We start from the raw sequence: 17,054 nt of genomic DNA, 5'->3' as shown, positions 1-17,054 counted from the left end.
GGGATGGAAATGAGTGAAATAAAGAGCGATAGCAGCATCAGAAAAAATGAGAATTTTGTCGAAACAACTGTCGATGGGGAGGTGGTTCTAATGCACCTTGATGACGGGCGTTTTTTCAGCCTGAGCGATACAGGCAAAAGAATATGGGAATTGCTGGACAGTCACGACCATTTTGACGAACTGGTGACCGCCACTTTGCGCGAATATGATGTATCACAGGAAAAATGTCGGCAGGACTTGGTAGACCTGCTTCATAATCTGAAGGAAAGGGCGCTGATAACCATTGCGTAAATGGCTATCAGCGCCTTGTTCTACTCAGTTACGTGATGGGAAAGTGCCCTGTGTATTCACACAATAACGGAGTGTCAGGAATGGCTGCATATTATTTTGCGCCTGTCCGCCGCCCGTATTCCCGATCAGGAATGTCGAAGCATGCATGAAATTGCCTGATGGCGCCACGCCATTCACATAGGTGTTTTCCTGGGCGATGCCAAACGCGTCACTTTTCGCATTCTTGCTGCCGGCGGCCTGGTTGGTCGTCTGGATACCGCCCTGGTGATTGTGTGAAGGCATCTGCGCAACCGTCATGGTGTTCGTTTCGGTGCCGCTTCTGGATCCCTGCGTACGGTTGGTGAGGCCAGGTCCCTGGCCAACATGAATGGGAATCCGTCCACGCAAATCCGGCAAAGCGAATGTTGTGCGACCGTCACCGCCATATGTTGTGCCATAAAGTGAAAAGAGCGCCTGGTTGCTGTTAATTGGAAGAAGGGTTCCGTCCGCGGCCGATGTTCCACGCGGACAGAAAGTAAAGCCGACAATGGTGATTTCACCCAGATACGGATTGGTGCCGGCCTGTGCGGGTACAGCAATTGATAAACCCGATGTGATGATAGCTGCTGACGCTACAAAATATTTGATAGACATATTGATGTCCTTTCGGTCTTCATCAGTTACGTGATGGGAAAATACCCTGTAAAACAACACAGTAGCGGATTGTCAGGAATGGCTGCATATTATTCTGCGCCTGTCCGCCGCCTGTATTTCCAATCAGGAACGTGCTCGCATTCATGAAATTACCTGATGGCGTCGCGCCATCCACATAGGTGTTTTCCTGGGCGATGCCAAACGCGTCACTTTTCGCATTTTTGCTGTTTGCGGCCTGATTGGTAGTCTGGATACCGCCTTGGTGATTATGCGAAGGCATCTGCGTAACCGTCATGGTGTTGGTTTCGGTGCCGCTCCTGGAACCAAGCGTTCGCGGGGAAAGACCGGGTCCAGTCCCGGTATGAATGGGCGCACGACCCCTTAAATCGGGGAGAGCAAATGTAGTACGGCCATCACCGCCATATGTTGTGCCATAAAGCGAGAACAAAGCTGTGTTTTGGCTAATGGCAAGAAGTTGCCCATTGGCATCAGTTGTTGCGCGCGGGCAGAATGTAAAGCCGACGGGTGTAATTTCACCGATATATGCATCTGTACCTGCATATGCAGGTGCGGTCGTGCAAAGACTGGCGGAAATAATTGCGGATGACGCAAGTAAATATTTGATAGACATGAACTGGCTCCCTGTTGTGCGCAGCTACGTGCTGCAAGGATGTTCAGTTACATTATTTTACAATATTTAACAAGGTTGAGGGAGAATATTGTGAGTGTCGGCGGCACCGATCTGCAATATCTGATCATGCAACCGATTGGTCGAGAAGAGAGGATTCTAACTTCCGGCCCGCCTCCTGAAGACTGCGCTCTAACGGGCTGAACCAGGACCCGTTTTTTCCAAGGCCGCAAAAATATCGGAGAGCAGGTTACTTTCAACTTTTATCTTGGCTGTCAAAGCCTGCCGACCTACTGTCTGAGGCTATGAACATGACTATCGATTCTGATACACGCAACCGAACTGAAACAGCTAGCCATTATGAGCAGCAATATCTGGACCTTATGCGCCATATCTGGACGCAAGGAGCCAAGCGTGTGGACCGTACAGGAGTGGGGACACGGGCGGTTTTTGGTGCATCGATGCGCTTCTCGCTCGAAGACAACCAGATCCCGCTTCTTACCACCAAGCGCGTCTACTGGAAGACTGCCACGCGTGAAATGCTCTGGTTCCTGACCGGCGACACCAATATTCGTGAACTTGTGAAGCAGGGTGTGCATATATGGACCGATTGGCCATTGGACAGTTATTGCCGAGAGACTGGCGAGGATGTTGACCGCGATGTTTTTGAGCAACGTATAATTGATGAACCTGACTTTGCAGAAAAATGGGGTGATCTAGGCCCTGTCTACGGCAAGCAGTGGGTGGATTGGCCGGTATATGAGCCAGCCGGGGAGGGGTTCTACACGCGCCGCGACAAAGGCATCAATCAAATCGCGAAGTTAATTGAGGGAATTAAAAACAACCCGGGATCGCGCCGTCATATTTTCGAAGGCTGGAATGTTGCGGAACTTGACCAGATGGCTCTGCCTCCATGCCATAAGACCTATCAGTTTTTCGTGAGCGACGGTAAGCTGTCTGGCCTTCTTTACCAGCGGTCCTGTGATCTGGGATTGGGATTTGCGTTCAACGTTTATTCCGCCGCTTTGCTGATCCGCATGATTGCGCAGCAGTGCGACTTGGAACCGGGAGAGTTGGTCTGGAACGGCGGCGATGTACACCTGTATCTCAACCATGCAGAGCTGGTAGAGGAGCAATTGTCGCGCAAGCCGAAAGGCGCACCCAAGCTTGATATATTACGCAAACCACCCAGTATATTTGACTATACCATCGAAGATTTTGAAGTCACCGATTACGCGCCGCAAAAGCATATATCCGCACCGGTCGCTGTTTAACTTTTTCGCGCAGTGCAAACTTGCGCTTTGATGGCAATTGTAATAAAATAACGCCATAGCGTAATTTATGATAAGTGGCGCAGGACTCCAGAAACCTGCGCAAATCAGCTATAGCCACGGACATGGCGTAGTAATTTTAGGTTAGGGAGAGCGTATGTCAGGCGAATCCGCCAAATCAAACTTGCCGCCCCTGTCGCTGCATGTGCCGGAACCACGTTCCCGCCCGGGCGACCCGGTCGACTTTTCCGATGTAGTGATACCGGAAGCGGGCAAACAGCCGCGACCGGCGGAAAATGCTGATCCGAAAGACATGACAAATCTCAGCTATGATCTGGTGCGCGTACTGAACGAAGGTGGGGAGGCAGTCGGACCATGGGATCCGAAGCTTTCCGAAAAACAGCTTTTGAAAATGCTGCGTGATATGGCTTTGACACGAGCGTTTGACGAACGGCTTTACCGTGCGCAACGTCAGGGCAAGACCAGTTTCTACATGAAATGCCGTGGTGAAGAAGCCACCTCGATTGCACCAGCCATGGCGCTTGATAGTGAGGATATGGTTTTTCCCAGTTATCGGCAGCAAGGTATTTTGATTTCGCGTGGTTACCCACTGGTTGAGATGGTCAACCAGATTTATTCCAACAAGGGCGACAAGCTGAAAGGTCGCCAGTTGCCGATCATGTATTGTTCGCGGCGGCTGAATTTCTTTACGATTTCAGGCAATCTTGCCACTCAGTACCCACAGGCTGTGGGCTGGGCGATGGCGAGCGCGATCAAAGGTGATAGCCGGATTGCCGCGGTATGGTGCGGTGAAGGGTCAACCGCGGAAAGCGATTTCCATGCGGCGATGACTTTCGGCACTGTCTACAATGCGCCGTGCATCTTCAATGTCGTGAACAACCAATGGGCAATCTCGTCATTTTCCGGCTTTGCAGGCGCAGAGCGTACCACTTTTGCTGCACGTGCGATTGGCTATGGTATGGCAGGTCTCCGCGTGGACGGTAATGATGCGCTGGCCGTGTATGCGGCCACCCAATGGGCGGCGCACCGGGCGCGGACCAATCAGGGACCGACGTTGATTGAGCATTTCACCTATCGGGCAGAGGGCCACAGCACGTCTGACGATCCTTCCGCCTATCGCAGTGCCGATGAGGCCGTAGAATGGCCTTTGGGTGATCCGATCGAGCGCCTGAAGAGACATATGATTGGTCTGGGTATCTGGGATGAAGAACGTCATGTTGCGATGGACGAAGAGTTGGCAAATGAGGTAAAGGCTGCAACCAAACAAGCCGAGAAAAACGGTATTTTGGGCCATGGACTGCATCAGCCATTTGAAACCATGTTCGAAGATGTGTTTGAGGAGCTGCCCTGGCATCTTCGTGAGCAGAGTGAACAAGCCATTCGGGAAAGGGAAATCAAATGGCCCGAATGAATATGATTCAGGCGATTAACAGCGCCTTGGACAATATGATGGAGCGCGACGATAATGTCGTGATGATGGGCGAGGATATCGGCTATTTTGGCGGTGTTTTCCGTGCAACAGCAGGCTTGCAGGAAAAATATGGCAAGACTCGCGTTTTTGATACGCCGATCAGCGAGTGCGGTATTATCGGTGCTGCTGTCGGGATGGGGGCCTATGGTCTGCGCCCCGTACCGGAAATCCAGTTTGCTGATTATATCTATCCTGGAATTGACCAATTGATTTCGGAAGCGGCGCGGCTGCGTTATCGCTCAGCAGGCGAGTTTATTGCGCCCATGACAGTGCGTTCTCCCTTTGGTGGCGGTATTTTTGGTGGTCAGACACATAGCCAATCTCCCGAAAGCATGTTCACACATGTATCGGGCATTAAAACTGTCATTCCATCTACGCCATATGATGCCAAAGGTCTTTTGATCGCCTCGATTGAAGATAACGATCCAGTCATTTTTTTCGAACCCAAGCGTATTTATAATGGCCCATTTGATGGCTATTATGACAAACCGGTCCAGCCATGGTCAAAGCATGATGCAGGCGAAGTGCCGGATGATTATTACCGAATTGAACTCGGCAAGGCCAATATTGTTCGCGAAGGCGCTGACCTGACTGTTCTGGCCTATGGTACGATGGTGCACGTGGCGCTTGGCGTGATTAAAGAGCATGGCATTGATGCTGAAGTCATTGACCTTAGAACACTGGTCCCTCTTGATATTGAAACTATCGAAAAGTCGATTGAGAAAACTGGCCGCTGCCTGATCGTGCATGAAGCGACGCGTACCAGCGGTTTTGGTGCGGAATTGTCGGCGCTGGTACAAGAACGCTGTTTCTATCACCTTGAAGCACCGATTGAACGTGTGACTGGTTTTGATACGCCGTATCCGCACTCTCTGGAATGGGCCTATTTCCCTGGCCCCGTCAGGATTGGCGAAGCATTAGACAAGATTATGAAGGACTGAACGTCATGGGCAAATATATATTCAATCTGCCGGATATTGGCGAAGGTATTGCCGAAGCGGAAATCGTCGCATGGCACGTTAAAGTAGGTGATATGGTCGAGGAAGACCAGCAGATTGCCGACATGATGACCGATAAGGCGACTGTCGAAATGGAAGCGCCCGTGGATGGCAAGATTGTGGCCGTTGCCGGTGAAGAAGGCGATGTGATCGCAATCGGTTCGATGCTGGTTGAGATTGAAACCGAAGGCGATGATGCTGACGGAACGGAAGAAAAAACCCCAAAAAAGCCGGCGACTGAAGTTAAAGAAACGGTACCTGCCAAAGAGGACGGCGCGCCCGAAAAGCTGACCGCAGAATCAACCGCTGCGCCAGAACCTGCTCCAGTTCCTTCAACAGCCGAACCCGAAGCGCAAGAAACAGTTAGTAAGCCGGTAAAGGCAACGCCTGCGGTTCGCGCGCGCGCGAAGAACCTTGGCGTGGACCTGTCACAGGTGAAAGCGCAGGGTGAACATATTCGTCATGCCGATCTGGATGCCTATCTCGCTTATGGCAGCGGACAGGGATATCAACCTGTGGGTGCATGGCGCAAACGCGAAGATGAGAAGGTCAAGGTAATTGGCCTACGCCGCAAGATTGCCGAGAATATGGCGGCTTCAAAGCGCAATATCCCGCATTTTTCCTATGTAGATGAAATTGACGTCACCGCACTGGAGGATATCCGTGCCGATCTGAATGCGTCGCGTGGCAATCGTCCGAAACTGACCGTTCTTCCGCTTATGATAGTTGCCATTGCGCGGACAATCCCCGATTTCCCTATGATCAATGCTCTCTATGATGATGAGGCAGGGCATGTGACCCGCCACGGTGCCATTCATCTGGGCATGGCGACACAGACTGACTCTGGCCTGAAGGTTCCAGTCATTAAAAATGCGCAGGACAGGAATGTATGGCAACTGGCACAAGATATTGCACGGCTTAGCGAAGCGGCACGTGATGGCAGTGCGACAACAGATGACCTGACAGGCGGTACGCTCACCATTACATCGCTTGGCCCGCTGGGCGGTATTGCCACGACACCTGTTATCAACCGTCCGGAAGTCGCCATTATAGGCCCGAACAAGATTGTTGAACGCCCGGTTATTGTTGATGGCGAGTTGCAGGTTCGCAAAATGATGAATTTGTCCATCTCGTGTGATCACCGCGTCGTTGATGGTTACGATGCCGCAAGCTTTGTTCAGGCGCTGAAGCGGGTGATAGAGAAGCCGGTTCTGATCTTCTCGGATTAAAATTTGGTTACGCAGTGGGTATCTGGGTTAATCAATATGAAAAAGTCGTTAATTCGGATTTTCCTTATGAGCTTATGCAGATAAACAACTATAATATAGAAATATTATAACCCAAGAGAACTCAAGCTCTCCTGATCAAATTTCAAACGGAAGGTGATAAAGGGCCCGCTGCGCGTATAGCGGCTTTCCTCAAAATCGCGGTCTTCAAAGCCCACAAAGTTATAGCCGGCGGAGACATAGGCATTCTTGAACGGCGTCACACCAACGGTCGGGCCGCCGCTATAGGCAATAGTTGTGCCCTTCGTGCCGAAGCGTACGGTGCTGGCGCCGCCGACATCAATGGTATCGCTAAGGTCAAAACGCGCGTCCAAGCCTATTACATTGCTCCAGCCCACGATATCGTCCTCACCAAATCTGTCAAAGACATAGCGCGTACCCCAAAATAGGCTATATTCACCGCGTTCGACAAATTCCGTGGCATTGTTGGCCCCATCGCGCTCATCAATCGGTGTATAGTTGACGCTCAGGCTGTTGATCAGGCGGCGTGAAGTCACATTGCCATCTACTGTCAGCAATGCGCCGCCAATCGGCCCCGCCTCACCGGCAACCGCGCCACGCACTTTGTCCTCGTGAAACTCTACCTTGTCGAGCAATGACCACCTGCTGTTATCCGGGCGATGCGCCCAGCTAAGCTCGGCTTTGGTAGTTTCAGTCCGCGGACCGCTATCCAGTGCCGCACTGAAATAGCTGACAAGCCCACCAACGGCGCTGCCTTGGCCGATCTGTCTGAGTACGGCGGTTGTGAAGCCATAGCGCTCACCTGTTTCGGCGGCTCTGTATTCTGCGCGCGAAGCCCAGCTCCAATCCTTGTGCCTGTAAGTGGCGCCCGCAGTCACAGCGATAAAATCTTCGGTCAGTGCGCCCGCACTGGACAGGAAGCCTCCGGATGCCACAGGCTGGTCTGGATTGAGGATATCGGCCGTATCAATTCCGCCGCTGATGGTTTCATTGCCATCAAGTGAGAAATCTACTGACCATTTGTCATTAAGTCTCAGAGATTGCGAGAAACCATAGGCTGCGTAACTGCGTGGGCCATATTCTGTGATCTCCTGCTGATTGGCGGTGCCCAGAAAGCGCGCGCCATCCCATGGGGCAACCTCAAAGCCGATGCGCGCGGTCTGCGTCTTGAATTTTTCGCCATCGGCAATTTCATAGGCGCCAAGGATTTTGATATCAGGAGAAATAGAGTAGCGTGCTCCAAGCGTATGGCGTGAAGGAAAGTCGACACTCTCGTCTTGTCCGCCCAGTGCAAATTCACTGCTAGCGCTCAGTTCCAGCTTATTGTCCAGCAAACGCTGTGAAGCACCTATTTTACCAAGGGTGGAGCGGTTAACTGTACCGTCGGACAAGCGATCTTCGGCATGGATTAGGCCTGCCTGTAGCGATGTCGCGCCTTTGCGATACTGTATTTCGGCATTGCCGGCGCGTCGGCGCGCGTCATTTACCAGGAAGTTTTCCTGATAGGCGCTGGCTGAAAACGTCAGCGTATCGGAAAGGCGTACACGTGCATCCAAACCGAATTTGCGTGTGCCATTCTCCGCATTGCTGAGCTGCCCCACACCAAAACCGCTTTCCTGGCGGCGGACATAGGCAAGCAGGTCATATTTGGACCCATGATGTTCAGCTTCGAGCAGCCATGCGGCCGCTTTACTGTCATTTGTAACATCGGCGTTCGCACCACGCCCTTTAGCTTCGCTATAAGCGATTTCCCCGCGCAGTTCGGTCTGGACGCTGGGGCGATATCTGACATCCAGGCCGATCAAGTTGGTTTTCTGGACATCATCCCGGTCGTGAATGGCGGTTGCGCCCACCTGCAACTGCTGCGTAGCGTTACGCCAGCTTGCGCGACCACCTGCGTTAATTTCTCTATTTCCAGCTCTATCCACTTCATATTCAGCAATAATAAATTGTGGATCAAGGCCATTTGCGCGACTGAGTATAGGCTCGCGAAAGTGAATTGTTCCGGTCAGATAGTCGATATCATAATCGATATGCCGGGTCAGATTGCGGCTTTCCACAATGCGTTCCGAACGGAAGCGGTCGCGCACTTCGATGCGGATGCGTTCTGAATTCAGGATAATATCGCGTGAGGCAAGCGCATAAGGACCGGAAAGGCCATTGCCCTGTATTTCCTCGCGGCGGAAACGGTTAGGTGTATCCGCACCAAACGCGACTGCGGATACTCGCTCGCTGCGATATTCCGCCTTGATACCGTTGAAAGCGCGCTGGTAGCGGGCGAGTTCAGGCTTGTTGATACCGGTTTCATAATCGCCGAACAGCGCGTAGAATTGTGGCCGTTCCAGCTTCAGGTAAAGGCGACGGATGCTGGCTGCATCATAACGTTGTTCACTGCGATCCGCATAGATTGTGTAATAACTGCGCGGGTCTATCACACCCTGGAAACGGGTCTCATCTTCTTCCTTGTCACTATCATAGGCCAATGTCATCAGCCATTTGCCCTTGATGCGGCCCTTGGCATAAAGGGCTACACGGCCATCAACATTGACGTCACCTTCACTGTCGGCCAGCGTTTCAAGCCGTTCATCAAGTGTGTTGAACCCGATAGTGCCTGCGGCAAAACCAACGACGGTCCAGGGCCGGTTACCTGGGTCCAGCCATGTTTCGACACGCTGGCTGCGTTCGGCTTCACCATCACGAAACGGAAATTCGATAGTGACGCTTCCCGATGCTGTTGTCGGGGCGAGTTCGATATAGGCAATCCCATTATCACCTTCTATACGCCATACAGGCTTGGCCCGCTCCAGGCCCGAAAGCTGCTCAGCCTGCTGCGCATCTACTTCTATCGCAGGTGCATAAGGCGCGGGAACCGCAAATGCGCCGGTTGCGCCGTGATGTACGGGCCTGCCGTCACGGTCTGTCAGGCGCACAGCGATAACCGGGCGTGTAATGCCATCTGCCACCAGAAGAGATTGCTCTTTCAGGAAGCTCGCATTGAGAGGCGCGCCTGAATAATGTACTTTGCGGATCAATTCTTCGACAAGATTGCCGCCGCGATTTTTGATTTTCGCGGTAAGCGTGTTGTTGCGATCATCAATCTGCAAGCCACGCCAGATACTTACGCGGATTTTTCCGTCGCTGCTTTTGCGTGTTCCATCAAAGGAGAGCGGATCAACAGGCTTGCCGTTAAGCAGCAGTTCCACATTCTGGTTTGGCATATGCTTGATTGCGACGCGGATGGCTTTGACGCGTGGATTATGGTCTGCTTCCGGGAACAGCCAGGCAATGCCTGGTTCCTGCCCTGCAAACCAATCGCGCTCTGCACCTGCTGCTTCCTGATCGCTGACTGAGGCAGGACGTTCTGCCTGTTGCTGTGTAGTAGGTGCTTTGCGCAGCGCAGTTTTACGGGCACGGAAGTCGGCACGTTTCAACGCACCGCCGCGGCCTTCGACAAACCGTGAGATGTCGCTGCCTGCGGTGCGGGTGTTTTGTGCACAATTAACCGGCATCTGGTCGAGCGGAAAGGTGGATGGGTCCACCTGGACAACATGCAGGCCGGGTTTGATGCCTTCAAAATGATAACGGCCTTCATGGTCGGTAATGGCATAAGTGCCATCCTCCAGCATGACGCGGACACCAGCAATACCGGATGCTCCGCGTGGATCGATGGTGCATGCACCTTCGGTGACACGGCCGATAATGGTGAAACGTTCACTGATGCCGTCGCGTGTAATGCGGACAAATGCCTCGCCAACTGGGCTGGTGGCACCCAGATTGTCGTGGGCAGTCGCTGTGTTGGTTATATCGCCAGGTTGGGCATCTGGACGGACTTCAGTCAGATATGTCAAAAGGCCGCTGCCATTTGGGGCAAGGCTGGGTACAGTAATGCTGAAGCTGCCGCCATCGGGGGCGATATCTGCGGTAATGCTTTCCCCATTGTAACGCATGGTGGCTGGGCGCAGCTTGAGTGCCATAGGCAAGTCATCGCGGATTGTGACAAGGCCTGTAGGGCGGCGCCTGTCATTGTTTTTCACAGCAATACGGAACTGCAGGGCATCACCAGGAGCAGCAACAGCCTTGGATACCACTTTTGTAAGTTGCAGTGGCGCGCCGGGGCGATCGATCGGAATATCAACCCGCACCGCTTCCGGGCTGCTGAGTATAATATCGCCGCCATAGGACCCATCAACAATCATATAGGGTTCACCGTCTGGCCGCAGGAAGCCGGCAAGAGCAGGCGGCGTTACGACAGATGGCGCTGTATAGGGCGCAGGCGGTTCAACCCGGATCGAATAGGACCCAGCACGTACAAACGGGAAGCGGTAAAAACCATCCGGAAAATCATATGTCTGGCCGGAACTATCGGTCACCGTGCTACCGGAGACGATTGTGCTGGGGAACGCAGAGACACCATCGTCACCAAAAACTTCAGCGGCCTGTCCGGTCGCATTGTTGATGATTGTAACGGTTACTCCGGATACAGGCGCGCCATCGCCGCTGTCAAAGACGATACCGAACGGGTCGATCAGAATTTCCAGATCAACTTCACCCAGCAATCCACTCGTCTTACTGTCCAATATGTCGACGGTGAGTGTGCTGCCCTGCCGTGCGGAGAGCACACAGTCGCCCTGCACCGGGTTAGGGGGTACGGATACGGTGTTGATATAACCGACAAACCGCCCGTCATTCGTCGATGTTTCTGTAACAGAGATGGTCTCTATATCGCCTTCAGGCGTTGTCAGCGTTATGTCGAACGTGTCAATGGCGGTAGGATCAAGGTTCTTGTCCTCGGCCATGATCGAAATGATCAGTGGTTCATTTACCTGGATCCGCGTGGTTGCTTTCAGGCTTGCAGGATTGATGTCAACGCCTGCAAAAACGCCATGGAACTCGACAGGAATATTTCCTGACGAGCCGCGGCAGATTGTGCCTGGAAGCGGTATCTGTGTCGCCCCGGGTGGATTGTCAAACTGATAGGTTGTGATCGTCAGAGGGTTGCCTGAAGGCGGGTTTGATACGCTGATATCTACGCGGTTGGACGGTTTTTGCAGGCGTGCACCGCCTGCATCCCATTCGACAGTTGCAACATTACTGATCGTTTGCGCGCTTGCCATGGTCGCAGGTAAGGGGGCGGAGAACACCGCCAGACCCAGCAACAAAGGCTTAAGATATTTGGTTAACGCGCGCATTAGCATCTGGATTGATGGGGCCAGCGGGGTGTTCCCGCCGGCCTTCTTCAATCAGATATGCCTCAGTCCACAGTAGCACGGAACACAAGGGCAGAGTTACCGCCGCCGGCTATGTCGTTCAGCGTACCTGAAACAACACCGCCGGAGAAGGTGCCTGTACCTGCACCCGCACTGCATGTGCCAGCTACGTTGTCATATGTACCGTTGGTGGTGACACCAAAGCCAGCATCATAGGTGATGTTGGCGGGCAGGGTATCCGAAATTGAGATACCGGTCGCTGTTGCGCTGCCAGGTGCGTTGGTCACCGCGATACAATATTCAATGACTGCTCCCGGAATGGCTTTCGGGTTGGTTGTGCCATTGATCGGGTCCGAAATGACAGTGCTGAACTTGACTACGGCCAGATCAGCCGCAGCAACAGTATAGTCGTCACCCGCGCTGAATGCTGCGTCGCGCGCACCATCGGTTTCCCCTGCGCCATCGGCAAAGACGGTTTCAACGCCTGTCGTGTTCGCACCAGCGGATTCAGTAAGAGCTGCGCCAACCGCGCCGCCTGCGGTGCCGCCTTCGCGTGCTGTCGCGGTCAGGACAACACCAGCAACATCGTCAGTCACCTGTGCGCCCGGGATATCACCCACGACAAACACCGCAATCGAGGCATCTTCGGCGAGTTCATCGATAAACGTTGCCGTGTCAGTGCCCGGATCGTACACACCATTACCGTTTGAATCGACAAACACCTGCAGTCCGGTAATGTCAAAATTGTCTGTACCGCCATGCTCGGCCGTGCCACCTGCCAATTGCGAAGCAGAGACATTGAAATCAAGCACTTCGTTCGATGTATTGGTGACGGTAAAGGTTGTAACTGCGCCGGTTTCACCCGGAGCAACATCGGTCGTGATGCCATCGGTTTCGGCGACCGTCAGGTTGATCTTGCGGTCAACCTTGAATGTATCTGATGCCGTTTCATCTGTTTGCGCAACCCCGCCCACGGAATAGGACACGGTCACATCGTTCTGGATATCGGTGCCAGCTGTCGTGCCTTCGGCATATGCGGGATTTGCGCCCAACACGGCCAATGGGATGACAGAAGTGGCAACGAGTAACTTCAGCTTACTGGTCATTGCTGTTCTCCTGAATAAAGAATTGATATTGAATGGGAAGCTCCGCGCCCATTTCTCGCGGTTGATGGCAAGGTCCCCGCAGCCACCATTTACGGTTTTTGAGGCAGTCATCTGACAACCCCGCGAAAAGTTAATTTTCCTTGTGAACCCACTGAAATACCATTTATAATATTCCATCGGATATGTGTGACATCTTCCGGAACTGCGTTCCTGTAACCACCGCCCATCCGGACCCGAAGGTCTTTGAGCCGCCCCCAACTTTCTCCGCCGTCAATGGAAACCAGTTCGGTTCCGTCAATCGTTTCCTGAAACGCGACAGCGCTGGGCATCGGGTTGGTCACCACGAAGTTTTCAGCTGCCTGATCACCGACATTGCGGTATTTGAGGATGAAAACCAGCCGGTCGCCTGGAATTACCTTGAGCGGTTTTTCCAGCACGACCGATTTACGGCCATTGGCATCGTGCGAGATCTTTTCAACATAGACGTCACTGCTGAGTTCGACCCTTTCCGCTGCAATGGCGGTGTAAGGCGCGCATAATAGTGCAGCCAGGGTCAATATAAGGCGTTTCATGAAGCTGCTCCTCAATCTATTGTGACTTGAAATGTGACTGTGCGGGTCTGGCCGCCCGGAATGTCGCCGAGCTCAACCGCAATGGCGGAACCATCAAAGGAACCGGCATCTGCATCGGCATCGCTGTCGGTGAGCGATGCACCTTCCAGAGTGATGCTTTCGGCATTGTAGCTAGTGTCTGCGGGTACCGGATCGGATACAGCCAGTCCGGTCAGTGTGCCGCTACCGGTAACGGTTGCAACTAGTGTATAGGTAATGACAGAACCGGGCACGGCGCTGTCGCCGCCAAACGGATCTACAATTGAAGCCGATTTGGCAAGAGCAACGGATGCATCCTGTATAAGGAAGAAGCCGCTATCATCATCGTCGGCGCCGGTTGTACCGACAACGGCGTCACCGCCGCCATCACCTTGTCCGTTGAAACTGGTGCCGGGTACGCCCGTGCCCGTTTCTGCCTCTGCAGACAGGTTGACTTCCGCGCGGTCGCCATCTCCTGGGGCTGCTGGGATATCTGAAATGACAAAGACCGTAACTGTTTCATCAGGTGCCAATTCGGGGTCGTTTGTCCCCGCGGCATATATTTCATCGACGCCCGGATCATATACGCCGTTGCCATTTGTATCGATAACAACTGATACAAGGGTAGGGTCAAAATCATCACCGCCGCGTGCTACGTCAGGGGTAAGTGTATATTTTTCGGTGCCATTGCCTGTATTCGTGACGGTAAACTTCAAGACCTGGTCTTCAGCGCCCGGCTCTGTTGCGACATCGCCGGGGTCTGCTGAGGTAACGGTTACATCCAGTAATTCGTCAACTACGATTGTAACGGTGTTCGAATCGATCTGCACTTCACCACTCGGGCCGTCATAGCTTGCCGTCGCCGTATTCTCGATATTGGTACCTGCGACCGTTCCTGCCGCAAATGCTGGTGAAGAAACGCCCAGCAACAGCAAAGCTGCAAAAGGTGCCATCAATGATTGCCCGCCAGGGAGGCAGCGGGAGGATCTTATGGCGGGTAAGTTTTTTGATCTCTGGTAGTTCATAGGGATGCTATCCCAGAAAAACCCCAAGAAACGGTTAACGGCCAATGCTCGGGTCAGCTATTGAAGACATACCGCTATCCCTAAGAAAAGCTGGATTTTTTGTTGTATTAGCGGCATGGTAACGAAACTGGTAAACAGGGAAATGTTGTAAACTTGCGTAAAACATACACATTCCTTGGCTTTTTTTCGTTAACAGCGGGCATTTATGACAGAAGACGAAAATCAGGATGATGATGAGCTTCGGCGTGACAGGCTTTTGGCATCGCTTGCGCTGATTGGCGGGGTAGGGCTGATTATTGCATTGCCCTTTGCGCTGATGGCGGGAGCCGAGTTCTTCCTGCCGATGACAATTGCTATCGTTATTTCCATTGCGTTGGTTCCTGCGCTCGAATGGCTTGAGCGGAGGCGGATACCTTCCGCGCTGGCAGCAAGCTTCTGCGTGATATTATTCCTGCTGGTGGCAAATGGAGCCTTAGCGCTCATCATTGTCCCGGCAACGGACTGGTTTGTAAATTTACCTTCTAAAATACCTCAAATTATGAATAATTTAGAACCATTAATTAAGTTTTATTCTGACTTGCAAAAATTTATCGATGACACGGCAAAAATGATCACAGCCGGCCCCGTTGCAGAGATGCAGACTGTTACGGTGGATTCACCCACATCGCTAGTGGATCTGGTGGCGAGTTCCGCGCCTACTGTCGCAGTGCAGATGTTCTTTGTCATATTGGTGATATTCTTTTTCCTGTCAGGCTGGACACGGCTGCGCGAGAACACAATTAACAGCAGGGGCAGTTTTACCGGGGCACTTACGACGGCACGCGTTATCCAGAATGTGGTTTCGGCAACATCGGCCTATCTTGTCACCATCACATTCATCAACATCATGCTGGGCGCAGCTGTAGCGATTGTACTGTGGGCGATAGGCATGGATTCTCCCGCCATGTGGGGCGGCATTGTCGCATTACTCAATTTCGTACCGTATCTGGGACCGATATTGACCGCAATCCTGCTTGCACTCGGGGGACTGATGACATTTGACAGCCTATGGCTGGCCATGTTGCCCGCATTGGTCCAGATTGGTTTCAATGCTGTTGAGGCAAATATCATAACGCCCACTGTGCTTGGCCGGCGGCTTACCGTGAACCCGTTGCTGATACTGATATCGCTCAGTTTCTGGACATGGATATGGGGCACACCGGGCGCATTGCTCGCGGTGCCGCTGCTTATCATTATTCAGACGGTCATTGCCGCGGCCGGAACGCCGGATATTGCTGGCTTCCTGTTTGAAGCAGGAACATTGACAAAGCACGGGCCGGGAGGGGCTGCATCTGAAAAAAATGCAGCTAATGGAGAAAAAAATTCAAACTAATGTTGACAGCAGCGCGGCTCTCACTTAATTGCCGCGCTCCAGCAGTAATGCGGGTGTAGCTCAGTTGGTTAGAGCGCCGGCCTGTCACGCCGGAGGTCGCGAGTTCAAGTCTCGTCACTCGCGCCACTGTTTCAGTGGTGCTCCTCCCTCAAAATATCGTTATTGTTTATCTTCCGGGGCTTTAAAGTACCCGGTTTCCATCCATATCATCAATGGTCTAAGCGGTAATATCCAGATAATGCCTGTCACCAGATAGATCAAAATCTGCAGCAGAACGTGCATACCGCCTATCCATCCGACAACTGTCACCACCAGCACACACCAAATGGTGATTAATAGCAAAATCGCTAATATGCCAACCGGTTTACGCCATGTGGGTTCCATTACCGTTTTTCTCCCCGTGAAGCGTGCTCAGCCTCGATGATGCTGGCCTGTGTGATAATCATATCAAGTGGTTGATCATGTGCTTCCACAGGAATATTGTCATGTTCCTGTGCTGTCCAGGCAAGACCAATAGTCTTGGTGCCAGGATTTTCGGCCAGATAGCGGTCATAATGCCCGCCGCCCTGACCAAGTCGTTGCATCCGCCCATTATAGGCCACAAGGGGCACGATCAGAAGTTCGGGTACGATGATGCGTGCAGAGGGTTTTGGCTGCATGATATGAAATGGCCCTGATTCAAGCGAGTTTTCATAACCGTGGCTGCGGAATTCCATTTTACTGTCATTATCCGCAAAATAGGGCGCCGCCATAGGCAGACCATTTTCGTGCATGAATTCGGTATAATGGTGTGTCGGTGCTTCATATGATCTGGCGATGTAAATGCCTATACAGCGCGCTTGCTGCATCAAGTAATGCACTGGAGGTGGCGGCACTCTGAACACAAGCGCGCGCACGGAATCAGGTAAAGCGTTTACAAAATCCTGTCGCTTTTTCCGCATTTCACGGCGCAAGGCACGTTTCAGGTCGGGCGTTTCTGTCATGAAAGGCTATTTAATGCTCCAGATTGCTGAAATCCATGCAATATGCGCGGGAAAGGGTGGGTGACGGGACCGCCTTGGCCGTTTGCAGGAACAACCTCTGACGCCAAGACGTCAGGTGGGGGCCATGTAATCCGGACCACGGTCCAGTCAGGGACAGCTCCCTAGTTTGATATATCGCCTCAGGGATGTTCTTATCAGCTCGTACGAAGCA

General features: G+C 52.6%; 14 protein-coding genes and 1 tRNA gene. 7 read left to right on the top strand and 8 right to left on the bottom strand.

Annotated elements, in window-relative coordinates; genetic code table 11:
• Positions 1 to 9: 9 nt before the first annotated feature.
• Positions 10 to 291 carry a PqqD family protein gene (locus G6Q15_RS01460; protein WP_164114852.1) on the top strand — a complete coding sequence of 94 codons (282 nt, stop codon included), beginning with the start codon at positions 10 to 12 and terminating at the stop codon, positions 289 to 291.
• A 24-nt stretch (positions 292 to 315) separates the two neighbouring features.
• Here G6Q15_RS01460 and G6Q15_RS01455 read toward each other — a convergent pair whose 3' ends face one another.
• The gene (locus G6Q15_RS01455) at positions 316 to 924 is read right to left on the bottom strand and encodes a tail fiber protein (RefSeq protein WP_164114849.1); all 609 of its coding nucleotides are present in this window, start codon (positions 922 to 924) and stop codon (positions 316 to 318) included.
• 22 nt (positions 925 to 946) lie between these two features.
• On the bottom strand, positions 947 to 1,555 hold the full coding sequence (locus tag G6Q15_RS01450) for a tail fiber protein (protein ID WP_164114845.1): 609 nt from the start codon (positions 1,553 to 1,555) through the stop codon (positions 947 to 949).
• Between the two features lie 302 nt (positions 1,556 to 1,857).
• On the opposite strand from G6Q15_RS01450, the gene thyA reads away from it, so the two are divergent.
• From thyA to G6Q15_RS01430, 4 genes are all read left to right on the top strand, one after another.
• Positions 1,858 to 2,826, top strand: coding sequence for a thymidylate synthase (gene thyA / locus G6Q15_RS01445; RefSeq protein WP_164114841.1), 969 nt, complete (start codon positions 1,858 to 1,860; stop codon positions 2,824 to 2,826).
• 154 nt (positions 2,827 to 2,980) lie between these two features.
• A complete protein-coding gene (locus G6Q15_RS01440; protein WP_164114838.1) occupies positions 2,981 to 4,255 on the top strand; it encodes a 3-methyl-2-oxobutanoate dehydrogenase (2-methylpropanoyl-transferring) subunit alpha in 1,275 nt (424 codons plus the stop codon).
• Positions 4,252 to 5,256 carry an alpha-ketoacid dehydrogenase subunit beta gene (locus G6Q15_RS01435; protein ID WP_164115085.1) on the top strand — a complete coding sequence of 335 codons (1,005 nt, stop codon included), beginning with the start codon at positions 4,252 to 4,254 and terminating at the stop codon, positions 5,254 to 5,256. Before G6Q15_RS01440 ends, G6Q15_RS01435 begins: the two co-directional genes overlap by 4 nt.
• 5 nt (positions 5,257 to 5,261) lie before the next feature.
• A complete protein-coding gene (locus G6Q15_RS01430) occupies positions 5,262 to 6,542 on the top strand; it encodes a dihydrolipoamide acetyltransferase family protein (RefSeq protein WP_164114835.1) in 1,281 nt (426 codons plus the stop codon).
• Positions 6,543 to 6,646: 104 nt separating this feature from the next.
• Here the strand turns inward: G6Q15_RS01430 and G6Q15_RS01425 are convergent, their stop codons facing one another.
• From G6Q15_RS01425 to G6Q15_RS01410, 4 genes are all read right to left on the bottom strand, one after another.
• Positions 6,647 to 11,749, bottom strand: a complete 5,103-nt coding sequence (locus G6Q15_RS01425; protein WP_164114832.1) for a DUF11 domain-containing protein — start codon at positions 11,747 to 11,749, stop codon at positions 6,647 to 6,649.
• 62 nt (positions 11,750 to 11,811) lie between these two features.
• The gene (locus G6Q15_RS01420) at positions 11,812 to 12,873 is read right to left on the bottom strand and encodes a DUF11 domain-containing protein (protein WP_164114829.1); all 1,062 of its coding nucleotides are present in this window, start codon (positions 12,871 to 12,873) and stop codon (positions 11,812 to 11,814) included.
• A gap of 107 nt (positions 12,874 to 12,980) precedes the next feature.
• Positions 12,981 to 13,445, bottom strand: a complete 465-nt coding sequence (locus G6Q15_RS01415) for a hypothetical protein (protein ID WP_164114826.1) — start codon at positions 13,443 to 13,445, stop codon at positions 12,981 to 12,983.
• Between the two features lie 11 nt (positions 13,446 to 13,456).
• Positions 13,457 to 14,416: a DUF11 domain-containing protein gene (locus G6Q15_RS01410; protein ID WP_164114823.1), complete on the bottom strand. Its 960-nt coding sequence runs from the start codon at positions 14,414 to 14,416 to the stop codon at positions 13,457 to 13,459.
• A 277-nt stretch (positions 14,417 to 14,693) separates the two neighbouring features.
• Here G6Q15_RS01410 and G6Q15_RS01405 point away from each other — a divergent pair, with 277 nt between their 5' ends.
• Positions 14,694 to 15,860 (top strand): AI-2E family transporter, encoded by a 1,167-nt coding sequence (locus tag G6Q15_RS01405; RefSeq protein WP_164114820.1) that lies wholly within the window; start codon positions 14,694 to 14,696, stop codon positions 15,858 to 15,860.
• Positions 15,861 to 15,909: 49 nt separating this feature from the next.
• Positions 15,910 to 15,986: transfer RNA gene (locus G6Q15_RS01400), tRNA-Asp, on the top strand.
• A gap of 33 nt (positions 15,987 to 16,019) precedes the next feature.
• Here the strand turns inward: G6Q15_RS01400 and G6Q15_RS01395 are convergent.
• Together G6Q15_RS01395 and G6Q15_RS01390 are read right to left on the bottom strand one after the other, a co-directional pair.
• Positions 16,020 to 16,244 carry a DUF2842 domain-containing protein gene (locus tag G6Q15_RS01395; protein ID WP_164114817.1) on the bottom strand — a complete coding sequence of 75 codons (225 nt, stop codon included), beginning with the start codon at positions 16,242 to 16,244 and terminating at the stop codon, positions 16,020 to 16,022.
• Positions 16,244 to 16,843 (bottom strand): 5-formyltetrahydrofolate cyclo-ligase, encoded by a 600-nt coding sequence (locus tag G6Q15_RS01390; protein WP_164114814.1) that lies wholly within the window; start codon positions 16,841 to 16,843, stop codon positions 16,244 to 16,246. The genes G6Q15_RS01395 and G6Q15_RS01390 overlap by 1 nt, the downstream gene beginning before the upstream one ends.
• Between the last annotated feature and the right edge of the window lie 211 nt (positions 16,844 to 17,054).

This window comes from Sphingorhabdus sp. Alg239-R122 (assembly GCF_900537065.1).
GTDB lineage: Bacteria > Pseudomonadota > Alphaproteobacteria > Sphingomonadales > Sphingomonadaceae > Alg239-R122.
Note: the sequence above shows the minus strand (reverse complement) of the source record. Positions and strands in the feature narration are given on the sequence as shown.